We start from the raw sequence: 15,919 nt of genomic DNA, 5'->3' as shown, positions 1-15,919 counted from the left end.
TTGTTCTATGATTTCATTGCGGCTTTATATCGCGCTGCTATAGTGTGAAAGACTTCCTTGGGCTCCCAAGGCATGTCGGGGTAAGTCATGCCGCAGCTTTCTGGCAGCACCCGTACAACCCCGTATGAGGCTCGATCAAAATCACGATCGGGATCTTCATCGTACGGCAAGTTGTGGCAGGCAAAGGTGCACCAGAAGGCCGTGTCGACTCCGGCTTCTTCGAAAATGTCGACGCTGTCGTTGAAATACTGGCTTTGTTCGGACTCGTCACGCTCGTAGCTGCCTTTCAGCCCAACTGCCTGCGCACCGTCCCACTCTACGATGAACATTCCACGTGCCCCCAGATCGATCGCACCCTTGAAGGTTGTGCATCCGAACTCGGAGATCACCAGAGGTTTGTTTGAGCCGGCCAGCTTCTTGATTGAATCCGCATAAAGATGAGCAACCTCGGCAGAGTTGTAGGCGTCGACAGCGCTGAAGTCGAAAGGTTCCCAGTTCACAGGTTCGCTGGGCAGGGCAGCGTACGTAACGGGACCCCCGAATCGGGCTCGCACGACATCTACGGCACGTGTCAAAAAACCGTTGAGCAGAGCCGGTAATTTTGCGAACGCGGCCCGGCTAACCGCCTGTTCGGACAATGCCGCGAGGCGCTCCGACAAAGTCTCTCCGGGAAGGAAACCGCGGGTAAAGAGCATGAGTTCGGCCCCCGTTACCATGACCACCTTCGCCCCCGTAAGCCGGAGGCGTTCGGCGCGTTCTGCACAGTCTGCGAGCAAGTCAAGCAACTCATCTTGGTCCAGATCGTTTGTGAACGGCGAGAACCATACCTCAAGGCCTGCTGCCGCCGCCGCTTGTGATGCGATTTCCAGGCGAACGGGCTCGCCGCCCGTTACACGTACGGCCGTGCAGTGCAGATCATGCCGTATAATTTCCATCTCCCTGTTCACTCTCGCCGCATCGAAATCGGGGTGTGTGCTGGTTCCCTCACTTAGAAATCCCGTGTCATAAGTCACTCCACGCATGCGCATAATGGACGAACTCCTTTCGTTTTCATCATAAATAGGAGGTTTAAATGTTAGGTAATCAATTAAATAGGTAACCTAATTATATGCGTGTGAACGCAGGTAGTCAACCGGGTAGGTTACTTAATCCTTAGACAACATGTTGTTTAGGGATGGTTTCCGTACTCATGACCACTACGGGGAATGGTTCCGCTGATTATCTGGCCGTCGTGTATTTTAGTATATAAATTTTTAATCTCATTAACTACTTCTCTTCCACAATATAATCAAGGTATCTTTAAAGTATTGTTGAAAATTTATGGTCACGGAATTTTATAGGAGTCCTTGTTGGAATCAATCCGATATCCTGTATCGTTAAAACACAAAAAGCCGCGATTACCGCGACTTCATTTGCATCTAAAAGAAGCCGATGTGTCGGCATCCTTTCAAAAGATAGACTAAATAGCCTACAAGATCAGCAGAAAATCAGAGTCGCAATACGGTGATTGACTCGTTTTCACAAATTTCACCGTTGTCACGGAAACCGAAGTTTTTATCTTATTTTACCAAGCTGCGAGCTGAATGTTTTTCTTTCCACATCATCGTAATGACAAGACCAATAAACATAATGACAGCAGCAAAGAGGTACGGATAGTTGATGTTTACATCAAATAAGATACCGCCTAACGCGGGCCCGAAGATATTGCCCAGGCTTGTGTATGTTGAGTTCATTCCGGCGATAAATCCTTGTTCTTTTTCGGCAGTTTTTGATAAATAGGTCGTTAATGCCGGTCGCAGCAAGTCAAATGCGAGAAAGATGAAGCAAGTTATCAGCAGAATGGCTAAATAGCTAGAGACCATGGTAGATGCTACCGCTAATACTAAGCCAGAAATTAAGCATATCTGGATGAGTTTCTTTTCACCGAGTTTATCTACCATTTTACCAAACATAAAGACCTGCACTACAACCCCGAAGATTGAGCTTATGGTAATAATGGTAGCAATATTTCCTGGAGTGAAACCGAATTTGTGATCGGAATACAGACTAAATACAGTTTCATAGGCCGATAAACCAAAGGCCAGCACAAACACAATAATAAAAGCAATCATGTATAGTGGATGAAGGGAACGTTTGAGATCAATTACAAAGTTTGTATCTTTTTTAAGCTGAGTGATTTCTAAAAGCTGTTGTTTGGTTAGCGGCTCTTTTAAAATAAACAGGGATGAAATACAGGTGATTAATGCGAAGCCGGCAGCAAAGTAGAATGGGGCACGCACACCCAGCTCAGCAATAAAACCTCCGATACCCGGGCCAATAATAAAACCGATACTAATGGCGGCAGAAATATAACCCATCGCTTTTGGCCTTTCCTCTACTGAGGTAATATCTGCAACAAAGGCAGTTACAGCCGGCATAATAAATGCACCACTAATGCCTCCTAGAATTCTGGATAAATAAAGAACGGATACATGGGTACCTAAACCGAAGATCACCTCGGATACACTGAAGAGAAATAAGCCGATTATGATCATTTTTTTTCTGCCATAACAGTCAATCCATCGTCCTGCCAGGGGAGACATGAGTAATTGTGCGAACGAAAATGCCGCTATAAGATAACCCATCGTTTGGCCTGATAAATGCATCATATTCATAAAGGATGGCGTAACAGGGATGATAAGTCCGATTCCTAGAAAAACAATGAATATATTACTTAATAGAATGAGTAAGACTGTTTTTTGTTCTTTCAATGGTTTCTTCATGAAGCAATACCTCCCTCTGTACCATCATAGCTGTGAAATACCTCTCCAAAATACGGTCCATGAGGCATTTAGTTTCTCGTTTAAACGTTTTTCATTATTTCCATATGCAAGTTCGAGCATGATCGAATCAACTATACCTAAGAAGGCAAGAGTTGGGATGGAGGCTGTATCCTCCGTGATGGCTTTGGCATCGATCCAAGCTTGAAATTTGTTTTCCAATACGGTTTGAATCTTTTGTTCCGTATCGAATACTTCTTCATTAATCGCTGTTGCAAGATGGAGAGGTGGAAAAAAAGACATACGCAGCCAAAACTTTAACTGCTCGCTCTGTTGAAACAAATCAATAACCAATTGCAGATATCCTAATAAATCCGCTTTGGGGTTTTGGGTATCCACTTTACTCAAATAGTTTAGTTTCGAAGAAATTTCCGTCTCTTTGGCATCTTGTAAAACTTGTAGAAACAGATCATCTTTCCCTTTGAAATGAGCATAGAGAGACTGTTTTTTCATCCCGACATTCTCGGCAATTTGAGATAGAGATGCTCCCTCATACCCATGAATGGTGAAAAATTTTAAAGCAATATCTTTAATTTCTTTACTTTTCAATAGTATCACCTCGATAATTAACGAACGTTCGTCAGTTATTTTATCAAAAAAAATTTTTTCATGCAAATGTAAGTTGCTTTTGATAAAAAAGGACACATAGAACTCATTCTTTAGGTTCATTCTGGTCTCTGGCTAACCGCTCTACACCTCGTTTACAGCAGGCTCAGGCTTTTCACTAAATATAGCTCTGCGATATCAAAGCTGACGTTGCAATTTGTTTTGCCGCAAATATTTCTACACAAAAAAAACCTGTCGTGTCGACAGGTTTAATCATTATTTGTGCGGGACCAAGAACATGGAGCGCCTCTTTTCTGTTAAAGAAGTCCGGAAGAACGCTACCTACCGGCTCCAATCCTACTCCGGGCGGTTTCTCTTGGCAAAGAAATGCTTTATAACTATGCACTATCCGAAAGCATGTATCTTTTCATTACAATGTCATGGCGTGTCCGTACCTAGCGAGGAACGCTTCCTTCGCTTTGTAATCCTTCATCACGCTTCCGACGCGCCGCCAGAAGGATCGATCATGATTCATATGCAAGAGATGACAAAGCTCGTGTATGACCACGTAATCAATAACGTCAACGGGCGCCATTGCCAGACGGTAATTGAAGGTAAGATGCTTAGCCGAGTTACAGCTCCCCCACTTCGTTCGGGATTCCTCGATGGTGAAGGATTTGGGCGTGACTTTCAGCTGCTTCTGATAGATTTTTATGCGCTCCCCGATCACCTTCTTACAGCTCGTAAAATAGAACTTCTTCAGATCGTGCTGCAGCTCTTCTTCCGTCCGCCCATTCGTCTCGATTAACTCATGAAGCGGGTAGTATCGACCAAGATGAAGGAACTTGCCTTCCTCTTCGTATTCCCTGAACTTCATAGGCGTGCGAGCTGCCTCAATCGCTTGCAATTGCTTCAGAATTTTATTCCCATGCTGCCTTATGGCGTTCATTACCACATCATCACTTGTATGATTCGGCGCCTTCACGGTGACCAGTCCTGAAGGGTCGATGTGGATCGAGAGTTTTTTGCGTGTGCCGTATTCAACATGAATATCTATTTGTTGTTGGTCTAGTTCAATTTTCATCATCATCATCGTTTCTATTAGTTTATGGCTATCATTATAACATCGGGCGGCAATTTCATCACCTCAGCCGCTTTGAACTAAATAACATTTAATGTCTATTAACAGTCTATTAACGTTCTTATATGTACTATTAAATCGAGGCATGATACCATAAATGAGTATTTAAACCAATCTATGATAAAAAGGAGTCATGCTGATGAAAAAGTTTATGCACGCAGTTTTGTCGCTTATTTTGGCATTTTCCATCCTTATAAGTCTTTCGGGAATGCCGTCAAAAGGACAAGCGGCAAGTAACCATTTACTGCTGAATCCTGAGTTCAATAACGGAACGACAGAACGGACGGGTGTGAGCGCAGCCGCTTTGAATCCGGGTGATAATCTGATTGCTAATCCAGGATTTGAAGAAAATTTGGCAAATTGGACAAACTGGGGGAATACCGCCAGCGTCTCTTCTCCGGCATTTGCAGGAGCAAAAGCCGCACGCATCTCTTCTGGCGAAGGGGGTGCGGGGCAAATCATTTCCGGAATACCGGCGGGGGCAGCCTATGTCTTGTCCGGACACGGCAGCGTAAGCGCCGTTACGGATTCAGCCATTATCGGAGTGGATTGTTTAGATGCAAACAACAATGTACTGGCCAAGTTCACTTTGAAATTTAATCAAACGCTCTACGAATTTAAATCGACCGCTTTTACGACTGTACCCGGAACCGCCAAGCTCCAAGTATACATTTATAAAAATGCCGACAGCGGTGCAAACGCATACTTAGATGATCTGAGCCTTAAAGCCAGAAATGGTGTCCAAGCCATAAATAAGGACGTCAAGGCGATGTGGATTTGGCAGGAGACAACTTCCGTGCTGCAAGATTCAGCGGAACGTTCGACCCTGTTCCAATTCGCTCAAGACAAAGGGGTCAATGTTCTTCTTCTTGCCATAAACGATACCCATTTGACCACTTATAACTCGCAGCTTAAGCAATTTATCTCTCAAGCACATGCCAGAGGGTTGAGGGTGGAAGCAGTAAGCGGAGCTAAAGAATGGGGCATGACAGAAAACCATTCGGAAGGATTGAAAAGAATTACCGCTGTCATTAACTTCAACGGCAGTGCGGCATCTAACGAAAAATTCGACGGTGTCCATCAAGATATTGAAATTTACCTGAATAAAGAACAATGGGCAAGCAACAAAACCGATATGATGCAGCAAGCGCTTGCTTATCTGGATAAAGCCAATTTACTTATGAACGGAACCGGAATGACATACGCCCAGGACATCCCCAGATGGTATGACGGCGCTGAATACGTGGTCACGTATAACGGCAGCAATAAAGGATTTTACCAGCATCTGATCGATCGGCTGGATTGGGTCGGGCTTATGGACTATACGGACCGATATTCCGACGGTCAATGGCAAGCCGTCCGGGATGCCCAGAACGAAATCGACTATGCGGCAGTGGCCGGCAAAAAAGTTTGTGTAGGGCTTGAAACGATTGACCCTGTAACAGCCGGTGCGGACAGCGCGACCTTTTATGAAGAAGGCTTGGATGATCTGGATCGTGCACTCGCCGCAATAAAAGCTCATTACGACGGACATGCCGGTTTTGGCGGCGTCGCGGTGCATAGTTATGGCAAACAAAAAGGAAACGCCTATTATTCTCTGCCGGTTAAAGCTTTGAATCATTATTAGATAGGTACTCTAAGAAGCGAAGGGCACTCTACAGAAGAGTGCCCTTCTTCGTTCCCTGCTCCCCGAATCATTTTTCACTTCTTCAGCACCGTTTTTAACTTATCTATTTCGAGTTCGTTCCGAAATATTCTACAACGACCTTACGGAATTCCAAAGCAGCCCGCGAAATGTAACGGCTCTTGTGCCATATTAAAGCGATCTCCCTTACTAGCTCGTGGTCCTCTACTTGGAGATAGTGGATATTTTCCCGCGAATTCCGTGCCGTGCTTGGTATGAAGGCTATGCCAATTTCAGCTTCCACCAGAGCGCTTAACCTAGCAGGTTCATCTCCCTCATACACATATTTAGGTGCAAATCCAACCGAGCTGCATACTGAATCCACTAAATCGCGAGTACCATAGCCTCGCTTTACACCGACAAACCATTCATCCTTTAGTTCTGTCAAGGATACGCTGCTTCGGTCGGCCAGCCGATGCCCCTTCGGAATAGCTACAAGAATCGGGTCTATGCACACGATTTGACATTCAATATCTTCCCCTTCTACCCGAGGTGAAGACAAACAGAAATCGACCTCTCCCCTATGAAGAAGCGTTACCATTTCCTGCGTGGCAAGCATTTGGACATGAAATTGGATATCGGGCATTTTTTTCCGAAACTCTCGAAGAATATGAGGCAGCGTGCTTGCGGTGGTCACCGCCAATTCGAGTGTGCTATGTTCCAGGCCGGATAGATCCCTCATCTCCTGCTTCCCCTGTTTCAATTCAAACAAAGCCCTTTCCGCTCGACGAAGGAATCTGCTTCCGAATTCATTCAATCGCAGTTTTCTACCTGTTCGATCGAATAAAGGGACCCCCAGATCCTCTTCCAGACGTTGAATCGTTTTGCTCAGCGACGATTGAGTAACGTGCAGACTTCGTGCAGCTTCGGTCATATGTTCCAATCGAGCTACCGCAAGAAAATAGTGCAATTGAAGAAGTTCCATCTCCTACCCCCATACATTCCTTCAAGTCTATGAAATCATAACATGAAATGCGTTGGAGTAAATACATTATTTCAAGTAGGCTATCATTAAAACACTTTAGGGGGACTCCACAAATGAATGCCCGCAGCTGGTGGTTGATGATTTCCGTTGGACTGGGGATCCTACTCAACCCGTTAAATTCTTCGATGGTTTCTGTTGCTATTCCAAATCTGCAAAATGTGTTCCAACTTGACTTTACACGTGTTTCCTGGATCATTTTTTCTTTCTACATTGCAAGTGCTGTCGCTCAGCCTGTCATGGGAAAGGCCAGCGATCTATTCGGTCGCAGGAAGATATTTCTTATCGGGCTTATTGTAGCCTTCTTTGCATCCATGGTAGCTCCATTATCACCAAACTTCGGGTGGCTTATCGGGTTCCGCATTGTACAATCTATCGGAACAAGCATGATGGTTGGGGTTGGAATGGCCATCATTCGCATGTCTATTACAGAGAATCAAGCGACTGCGCTGTCTGTTTTGTCCATATTCCTATCGGGAGCGGCAGCCATTGGCCCCTTTATTGGCGGAATCTTGATTCATTTGTGGGCTTGGCCCGCTATCTTCTTCGTCAATATTCCGTTTACGGTCGCCGGCTTTCTATTGGCTTGGAGGACGATTCCTAGGGACGAACCGCCAGCATCCGTTACACGGGACATGTCCTTTCGTAAATGGTTGAATTTGATTGATGCGTCAGGGATCCTGCTGTTCACAGCGGGACTGGTTGCCCTGCTCGTTGGACTACTCTCGGCCAAATCATCCGGGCCTATCTCATTAGGATATGGCATTGTCGGGCTGACAGGCCTCATTCTGCTTTTGGCTTTCGTACGACACGAGCTAAAAACGACGTCACCCTTTATTCCTTTGCGCACATTCGCCCAATATCCTGCGATGACTTGGGTCAATGTCGAGTTCATTCTCGTTAACGTACTTTATTACTCGCTTTTTTTCGGGCTTCCGTCCTACTTGCAAACGGTGCGTCATGTAAGCGAATTCCATACAGGAATTCTTATGTTAAGTTTAGGCGTGTGTTCGCTTGCTGCTTCTCCATTGGCAGGTCGATGGATTGATAAATCAGGGCCCAGACCGGCATTGTTCCTGTCCGCGATCTTAATGACATTCGGGTCGGTGTGGCTCGTGACATTGAATCCAACTTCACCGGTTATCAGCGTGTGTTTGGCTTTGGCTGCATTCGGCATTAGTAACGGGTTGAACAATGTCGGTATGCAAGCGGCCTTGTTCCAAAGTTCACCGAAAGAAATAATCGGTGTAGCATCCGGATTATTTAACACATCCAGATACCTGGGAACCATTCTCTCTTCTCTGTTGATTGGCACAGTCATGGGAGGTAATGTCAGCTTCGAGGGATTTCGAGTGCTTGGGATTATCCTCACGGTAATTGCATTGTCTTTGGTATTCATGAGCCGGCGCCGCCGGGATTCTTGCAAAGCTTTGCAGTAGCCTTTGCGTTCATAAACCGCTGCGTCAACAAAACGGTTAACTGAGCCATTTTTTCAAAGGCCTAATTTTCATGATTACAAAACGGTCCAGCAAGAACACGATCAGAATAGAAATGCCGACAAGAGGCATGATCACCCCAAGCACGATCATAATTGCCAGAATAGAGCGGACTACAATTTTATCCTTAGCGGGAGGCAAAGCCCCGATAGAGTCTTTGTGCTTTCTTGTTTTCCACAGCATACATGCACTAACGATAAGAACCATCAAACCGATACAGACCAGTGCGCCTATTATTCGATTAGCCATCCCGAACAACCGGCCTTCATGTAAAGCCACTGCCGCCTCTACTAATTGCCCTCTAACTCCGAAATCGGAAAAACGAACATCACTCAAGATTTTCCCCGAGTATTGATCGATATTGAGAGTGGCGTGATCTGTCGGGTGAGTAAGAACGGTTGGCGTACCGATTGTATAAACACCACGGCTGTCTTTGGGCAAGTAGATCGTGTAAGGAGAGCTAATCTTTTCTTGCTGAGCCACCTGCTGTACATATTCCATCGAAACAAAGGAAGAGGCCGACTGGCCGCCGCTTTTTAAAACCTCGCTTGCAGACCATGCGTCCGTGCTGTAACCGGAGGGAACAACGGATTCAGGCTTCTTTCCATACGAGGTTGCAAATGGAGGTGTCGATTCTCCAGCGAGCTGATCAATTTGTTTGCCTGAAACCGGCGCCCACGGCAAACCCGTAACGATAGCAATAAATATAAAAAAAGTCAGCCAAAAGGAAGTTACACTGTGCATATCCCTCCAAAATATCCTTTTTCCTTTTTTAAACCTGGGCAAGTACGTTCCCCAAATTTGTTTTTTGTTTTTGGGCCACCATACGAACAGACCGGTAAGCAGAAGAATGATTCCCCAAAGGGAGGACAATTCGACGATTAGTTTGCCCGGCATTCCTCCCGCAACTAATTGGCCGTGCAGATTTTTGAAAAATTCGGTAAATCGCGTTTTATTGTTGAGTGTTCCTAACAGTTCACCGTTAGCGGGATTTACAAAAACGGAAGTATCCTTTCCGTCCAGACGCATATGAACTTCGACAGACCTGTTGTTCTCGTCATAAAAGGTTGCACCTGAAATAGAAGATCCAGGGTAAGCTTCGCTAACTTTCGCAACTATATCCGAAGGTAATAACGGTTGCATAACTTGCCTGTTGTCGCTATGGACATCGTACAGATCTTGATACAGGATGTTGTCGATTTGGGGTTTGAACACATAGACGGCTCCGCTAAAAGCTAAAATGAACAAAACAGGGGTGCAGATTAAACCGACATAGAAATGCCATCGCCACATCGTTTGATACAAGGAAGCTTTGATTTTCTTTTGACCGGTCGTGTTCTGTTTGTTTTTCGATTCATCTGGTGCTTTCAAGTTCAATTCCTGACCATCCTTTCCTTTTCAAAAGATTTCTTTCCTAATGTAAAATACTTTTAACAAAAAAAATATGACCAACTCGGGCTATATAGAAAAACTTATTGTGAACTCCGTGATAAAAAAACTTCTCCATAATGAACAATCCTTAAACAAAATGTTGTTTAGGGATTGTTTTTTTCGTTTCAGGATGTTTTTTTATAAAACAGTCTTCTCCCTTGTATGATCAATTTAGCTAGTAAAATCTAGCATTACTTACAAGGAGGATTTATTCATGAAGAAAATGGTTTCGATATTCATGACCGCTATGCTGCTAACTATTCCGGCCACCTCTGTTTTTGCTCAAACGAATCATGATCCTGTAAAAGAAAAAGCCAAAGAGCTTGCGTCGAAGATCGTGTCCGGTTATGGCGCAAGCGGGATACAGTATGCAATTAGGGATCACGGATCTATCGTTTTATCCGACAGTGCCGGTGTGTCCGACAAAGCTAACAAGCAGCCGATCACCCCAAACACCATGTTTGGCATCGGCTCGGTAAGTAAGATGTACGTTACCGCTGCAGCGATGATGTTAGCCGATTCTAAGAAAATTGAACTCGATAAACCGCTGACCGCCTATATCAAGGAATTTAAAATGGCGGATGAACGATACAAAAAGATTACACCGCGCATGCTAATGAATCATTCATCGGGAATTTACGGCAGCCACTATGGCAACGGTACGATGTTCGATGACAATGATACGAGAAATCATGATGAATTACTGGAAAAGTTAAAATCAGAACACTTAAAAGCAAACCCGGGTGAATTTTCGGTGTATTGCAATGACGGCTTCCAACTGCTTGAACTCTTGGTTGAACGCGTGAGCGGGTTAAGCTACAGCAGATTCCTCGAAACTCATGTAAGCAAACCACTTCAATTAACCTCAACTAAAACACCACTTGATTCCTTTGACAGAAACAGGCTCGCAAAAATCTATAATCCCGCGGTGGATCAAGCTTTACCCGTCGAAAATGTCAATGTCCTCGGAACAGGCGGCCTTTACTCCACAGCCGAGGAACTAAGCAAGTTCGGTGAAGTCCTGATCGGCAACCGAACTGATATTTTATCCGAGAAGTCGGTCAAGGCCATGCAAAGTCATGAGTATCTGAACGGCGTATGGGTCCCCGAAGAGAACAACACTATTAATTATGGTCTTGGCTGGGATGCCGTCCGTTTAACGCCCTTTGATGATTACGGAATAACGGCATTATCCAAAGGCGGTGATACGCAATCGTATCACGCTGTCTTGACTTCCCTGCCCGAACATGATATTTCCATCGCCGTGCTTTCGTCGGGAGGGACTTCTATCCACAATTCCGCTTTCGCATCGAATGTTTTATTGGAATATGCAAAAGCCAAAGGCATCATTAAAGAGATTTTGCCTGAGAAGACATTTCAACCGCCCGTGAAAGTGGATATGCCTTCGGATATGCAGGCTTATTCCGGATTATACGGTTCCGTAGGTAAAACAGCAAATTTGGAGATCAAGAACGGAGAGATTGATTTGCCCGCTCTGCTGGGCGAAGTCATACCGGCTCAAAAATATGTGTATACGGGCAGCGGACAATTCAAAAACAACGATGGCAATGTGACCCTGAGCTTTGACCAAGCGAAAAACGGAAAAACCTATCTAAAGCTTAACACTTATTTGAATTTTCCCGGCGTAGGCCAAATCGTCATCGTAACCTATGATTTTCAAAAATTAGACCCTAACCCGCTCGATCAGACGACTAAAACGGTGTGGGAACATCGAAACGGAAAAAACTACTACGCAGTGGATGAAAAGATAACTTCCGTCCGTTATATCAACCAAGCGGGTGTGACCATCAAAATATCCGTTGATCCCGGTCATGGATACGCATCCGGCACTAAAATCGTTAGCGAGAATAAAGCAGTGAATGCAGCCTCTATTCCGGTTATTACCGGGAGAGATGTTTTTGACTTGAATTTCTATCAAAAGAACCATAAGGAGTATCTGTCAACCCATGGACAGGCCTATATCCGTGAAGATGCGATTCAGCCCTTTTCCCAAGGAAACTCCGGAATTCGCAGCATACCTTCTGATGGAAAGGCCGTCTGGTATAAAATTGATAAAAAATCAGCCAATCGAGTGTTAACCGTTAAGGCTCCGGCAAGCGGGGGATTCGCCGTTTATGACGCGAAGGGAGCGGTCGTGAACTTCTCAAAGGTAAGCGGCATGCATTCGGTAGTACTGCCTGAAGGCGGGATGATCGTTTTTGGCGGCAACGCGGGGGATGTATTTAAAATTGATCTGAAAAATAACTAGATCTGACAAGAAAAAGCCCGCGATTTACGCGGGCTTGACTCAACCTGTGACACAGTTTCTACAGGATTTAGAATGGAGTAATGGATACACTCCAATCTGACCTCGGGGCTGTAGAATACACCCGAATTACGTATTCACTCCCGGTGACTAAAGGAAGAAATTGCGCGCTTGCAGCAAATGAGCGGGGGGAGTAATAAAGAGGAAAGAAGCGCTCCTCTCTGTCCAGGTCTTCTTCTCCCCATGAATGTACTTTAAATAATGCTGCCTTCAAGCTAGGGGTGCTGCCGCTCCCCGAATAATAAGCATTCAGATTATAGTTAAAAGTCCACAGCGGTCCTTGAAATGTAAATCGGTAACTATACACTTCCTCTTCTCCGCTTGCCGCTGCCGTTGAAGATATGGAAAATAAAAGGGTCAAAAATACTAAAATCATACTAAATCTTCTTTTCATTTTATCCATCTCCTTTTTGAAAAAACGGGATCATCCTAAGTAGAATACTCAGCCCGAAACCCATAATTTTCCTGTTTACAGGATTATATCACGAAACCACCGAACCATCCATATATTTTAATTACTAGTAAATATTACAATTATGACAATCGTTTTTGATTTAAAAAGTGGGAACAAATCCATTGGACTTGTTCCCACTTTTCCGGCTTTTGAAAGTTGTTTAGTAAGCTTCTACTTTTGCCCAGCCAATAAAACCTTCACAACCTTGTCCAGTTGAAGCTCCAACGAATATGGATCCTCCATTACAAACTCATCTTGTTTCTCTCCGGAGGAACCGTAATAGTACACCTGGCCTTTTTTAACGGCAGGAACACCTTTCCATACAGGACTGTTTAAGATTTTCTCTGCCCCTTTGTCTTCTGCGCCGTAGATAAACACATGATCACCTAAATAGTCGGGAAGCACTTCAAGAGAAACCTTCGCAAATCCATCTTTCATTTGGAGAGCTTGTTTCGTAGGAGGCAGCCGCAGCATTTGATAGATCGTTGAACTGCCATAATTACCGCCTTCCGCTGCCAGAACATACAGACCATTCCATCCGATTTGCACGATCGAAACGGTCTCCCCTTCTTTGATGATTCCGGCAATTTTCTTTTTAGCATCCGCTACTTTCTGCTCGTATTCAGCTATCCATTCCTCCGCTGCCTGTTCCTTGCCGAATAGTTTACTAATTCTGCGGAATTTATCTATGGGTCCTGCAGTTGAATTATTTTCCCAGTAGGGCAAGAATACGGTAGTTCCGATTTTCTCATAAAGCTCAATATTCTCTTCGATTGAACTTATAATTAAATCCGGCTCCAGATAGGTTAATTTCTCCGGATTCATCGGAAAATCGCCGAGATCTTCAATGCCGGCCATAACGGTTTCCGATATGCCCGATTTACTGATCCACGCCTCGTTGAGCATGATGCTTCTAACTCCGACCGGTACTATACCCAGTTTCAATAAATAGCCGAAATACTGATCGGAGGCCACTCGTTTAGGCTCAGCCGGTATCTTTATATCCCCCTTCTGGGTAGATACTATTCTTGTTTTTACTGTCGCCGCTGCTTGCTGATTAGACTGTTCAGTCTTATTTGCCGAGCCTTGCGAATTAACGGTTGTATGTGCCGTATTCCCGCACGCACTCACCAATAAAGAAATACACATGACCAAGGCCATGACCGCTGTCTTCGTTCTTCTTTGCATCAATAACTCTCTCCCCGTTTTGTATTGATAATGATTTTCAATATCATTATAGAGAGGATTATTCGTTTGCAGAACGGCAATTCCATCCATAGATAATGGCAATTCCCGATCTTGCCAATCATGAGCATGCTTTTTCCTAAAGCGGGCAGGAGATAGTCCCTTATATTTTTTGAAGCTGCGGCTTAAGGAATGCGCATCCATAAAGCCAACTTGTTCCGCGATCTCCTGCAATGTTGCGTCCGTTCGCATCAGCAGCCGTATAGCGTTGTTCATTCGCACTTGATTTAGATAGTGAATCGGACTATTCTGCATCTCACTCTTGAACTGCCTGGACAGATGTCCCTCACTGCAATCAAGCGCTTGGGCCAGCGATTCCAACGTAATCGTCTCAGCGTAATGCTCATGGATGTAATGAGTGGCCAGTGAAGCCAGATTAGGCCTTACCGGTCTAATCCTTTGTTGATCCAGTTGTCTTAACAGTTCATAGAGGAATTGATAAAAAATCGCTTTGACATGAAGCTTATCCAATGCATGGGTCTGATCCCACTCTTTCTCCAACCGTACAAGCTTATCAAATAAAGCTAAAGGATGGCTTGGAGCAAAAGCATATTGAAAGTGGAAAGGATTATCCTCTCCCATCAAGTGCACAAATTCCTGGCGATTAGGCAAAGGCAGTATCGGTTTGTACAAGATCATATAATATTCCAGCTCATCGTGGGCCAAAATAGTCAAATTCATACCCTTCCCCCCATGAAAAATATAGGGTTCTTTGGCAACGTGGGCATTTCCGTCCAGCCATACCTGAGCACTTCCACGTATCGTATAGAGGAATGCGCTGACAGGCAGCCGATAAGCTCGCAGCGCTTCTCCCTGCTCCATGGCTGTATGACGAACATCCATGATCTTTATAAAAACCTGATTCCATAGCATCATGTGATCATCTAATTTCAAGCGTTCCACTCCTTCTCCCGTTCCGCAAAAAAACCATTTTCTTTCGCCGAATCGAAAGGAGATGGTTCTTTTTTAGCCGCTTATTTAGCTTTCTGCTCTTCTCTGTATTCTTCACGCCATTTGTCACGTTCAGCTTCTTTGACCCGAGGGCAAGTAAAACAGTAATGGCCGCCATCAACCAGATAATACAGGCAGCAAGCTGCTTTCACCCGTACTTGCTTATCAGGAGAGGCCATTGAATGGGTCATACGGAATTTGACGTTGAGCGGATTTTTGCTTCTTCCAAAAACAGCCCCGTCCAAAGATTTCACAATCCCGTAGTTTCTCGTCGTCTGGTGCTTGACGGTCTCACATTCTTCGGATTCCATCAGCCTTTCATACCCGTACTCAAGTAAGGTCGGCAACTGGCTCCACAGCATGCCCGCCTTTAAGGTGCCTGCTTTTGCAATCGTCTCAAAAACCGGTCGCACGGTCTGTGACAAAAAGCGGCTCAGCTTCTCTTCCGCCCAGCTTGCGCGCTTCAGCGGTTCGTCAGGCCCGGCATGAAGTTCAAGATTGTTCAATAGAAAGTTAATCTCATAATATTCGCGGTCATTATAAGAAGCTGTATACATTTGAACGGTCAGATTATCCAACGTGAGATCAGGCGTTTTATTCCAGGCGGATAACATATAAATGAGGCCAAGAAGCGGACCCCGAAACCAGTCCGTCATATAGACTTCACCAACGGATGGATCCAACCCTTTTATTAGAGGCGTGTAAAAATCCAACAGCAGCTTTACTTCATTCTCGTCGGTCAAGTCAGCGGCAGGGCAACTAAACACGGGATTTTCCTGTTTTTTTGCCGTTACATTAAAGGTACTATCTAGCTTCTCCAGCATGATTTCGTTCATCGCTTCGC

Annotated in this window: 12 protein-coding genes; 3 read left to right on the top strand and 9 right to left on the bottom strand. The window is 44.8% G+C overall.

The genetic code is table 11. From position 1 onward, the window contains the following. Positions 1-5: 5 nt before the first annotated feature. From AC2TF6_RS13480 to AC2TF6_RS13465, 4 genes are all read right to left on the bottom strand, one after another. Complete coding sequence (locus AC2TF6_RS13480) at positions 6-1,028, bottom strand: hypothetical protein (protein ID WP_491311454.1); 1,023 nt, start codon at positions 1,026-1,028, stop codon at positions 6-8. Positions 1,029-1,559: 531 nt separating this feature from the next. Further along, positions 1,560-2,762 carry an MFS transporter gene (locus AC2TF6_RS13475; RefSeq protein WP_491311453.1) on the bottom strand — a complete coding sequence of 401 codons (1,203 nt, stop codon included), beginning with the start codon at positions 2,760-2,762 and terminating at the stop codon, positions 1,560-1,562. Between the two features lie 24 nt (positions 2,763-2,786). Then, complete coding sequence (locus tag AC2TF6_RS13470) at positions 2,787-3,377, bottom strand: TetR/AcrR family transcriptional regulator (RefSeq protein ID WP_491311643.1); 591 nt, start codon at positions 3,375-3,377, stop codon at positions 2,787-2,789. A gap of 418 nt (positions 3,378-3,795) precedes the next feature. Beyond that, a complete protein-coding gene (locus AC2TF6_RS13465) occupies positions 3,796-4,449 on the bottom strand; it encodes a M48 family metallopeptidase (RefSeq protein WP_491311642.1) in 654 nt (217 codons plus the stop codon). A 196-nt stretch (positions 4,450-4,645) separates the two neighbouring features. On the opposite strand from AC2TF6_RS13465, the gene AC2TF6_RS13460 reads away from it, so the two are divergent. Continuing rightward, positions 4,646-6,133, top strand: coding sequence for a carbohydrate binding domain-containing protein (locus AC2TF6_RS13460; RefSeq protein WP_491311452.1), 1,488 nt, complete (start codon positions 4,646-4,648; stop codon positions 6,131-6,133). Between the two features lie 103 nt (positions 6,134-6,236). On the opposite strand, the gene AC2TF6_RS13455 is transcribed toward AC2TF6_RS13460, so the two are convergent. Beyond that, complete coding sequence (locus AC2TF6_RS13455; protein ID WP_491311451.1) at positions 6,237-7,115, bottom strand: LysR family transcriptional regulator; 879 nt, start codon at positions 7,113-7,115, stop codon at positions 6,237-6,239. Between the two features lie 113 nt (positions 7,116-7,228). Here AC2TF6_RS13455 and AC2TF6_RS13450 point away from each other — a divergent pair, with 113 nt between their 5' ends. Beyond that, a complete protein-coding gene (locus tag AC2TF6_RS13450) occupies positions 7,229-8,611 on the top strand; it encodes an MFS transporter (RefSeq protein WP_491311450.1) in 1,383 nt (460 codons plus the stop codon). A gap of 36 nt (positions 8,612-8,647) precedes the next feature. Here AC2TF6_RS13450 and AC2TF6_RS13445 read toward each other — a convergent pair whose 3' ends face one another. Continuing rightward, the gene (locus tag AC2TF6_RS13445; protein WP_491311449.1) at positions 8,648-10,045 is read right to left on the bottom strand and encodes a PepSY-associated TM helix domain-containing protein; all 1,398 of its coding nucleotides are present in this window, start codon (positions 10,043-10,045) and stop codon (positions 8,648-8,650) included. 268 nt (positions 10,046-10,313) lie between these two features. Here AC2TF6_RS13445 and AC2TF6_RS13440 point away from each other — a divergent pair, with 268 nt between their 5' ends. After that, complete coding sequence (locus AC2TF6_RS13440; RefSeq protein ID WP_491311448.1) at positions 10,314-12,368, top strand: serine hydrolase domain-containing protein; 2,055 nt, start codon at positions 10,314-10,316, stop codon at positions 12,366-12,368. A gap of 67 nt (positions 12,369-12,435) precedes the next feature. On the opposite strand, the gene AC2TF6_RS13435 is transcribed toward AC2TF6_RS13440, so the two are convergent. From AC2TF6_RS13435 to AC2TF6_RS13425, 3 genes are all read right to left on the bottom strand, one after another. Further along, positions 12,436-12,819 carry a flagellar basal body-associated FliL family protein gene (locus AC2TF6_RS13435; protein WP_369998581.1) on the bottom strand — a complete coding sequence of 128 codons (384 nt, stop codon included), beginning with the start codon at positions 12,817-12,819 and terminating at the stop codon, positions 12,436-12,438. Between the two features lie 231 nt (positions 12,820-13,050). Next, a complete protein-coding gene (locus AC2TF6_RS13430) occupies positions 13,051-15,027 on the bottom strand; it encodes an AraC family transcriptional regulator (protein WP_491311447.1) in 1,977 nt (658 codons plus the stop codon). 71 nt (positions 15,028-15,098) lie between these two features. Next, a complete protein-coding gene (locus AC2TF6_RS13425; RefSeq protein WP_491311446.1) occupies positions 15,099-15,911 on the bottom strand; it encodes a (2Fe-2S)-binding protein in 813 nt (270 codons plus the stop codon). Between the last annotated feature and the right edge of the window lie 8 nt (positions 15,912-15,919).

It is taken from the genome of Paenibacillus sp. JNUCC 35, assembly GCF_058269095.1.
The sequence above is the reverse complement of the archived record's forward strand: the minus strand, read 5'-3'. Positions and strand labels throughout refer to the sequence as shown.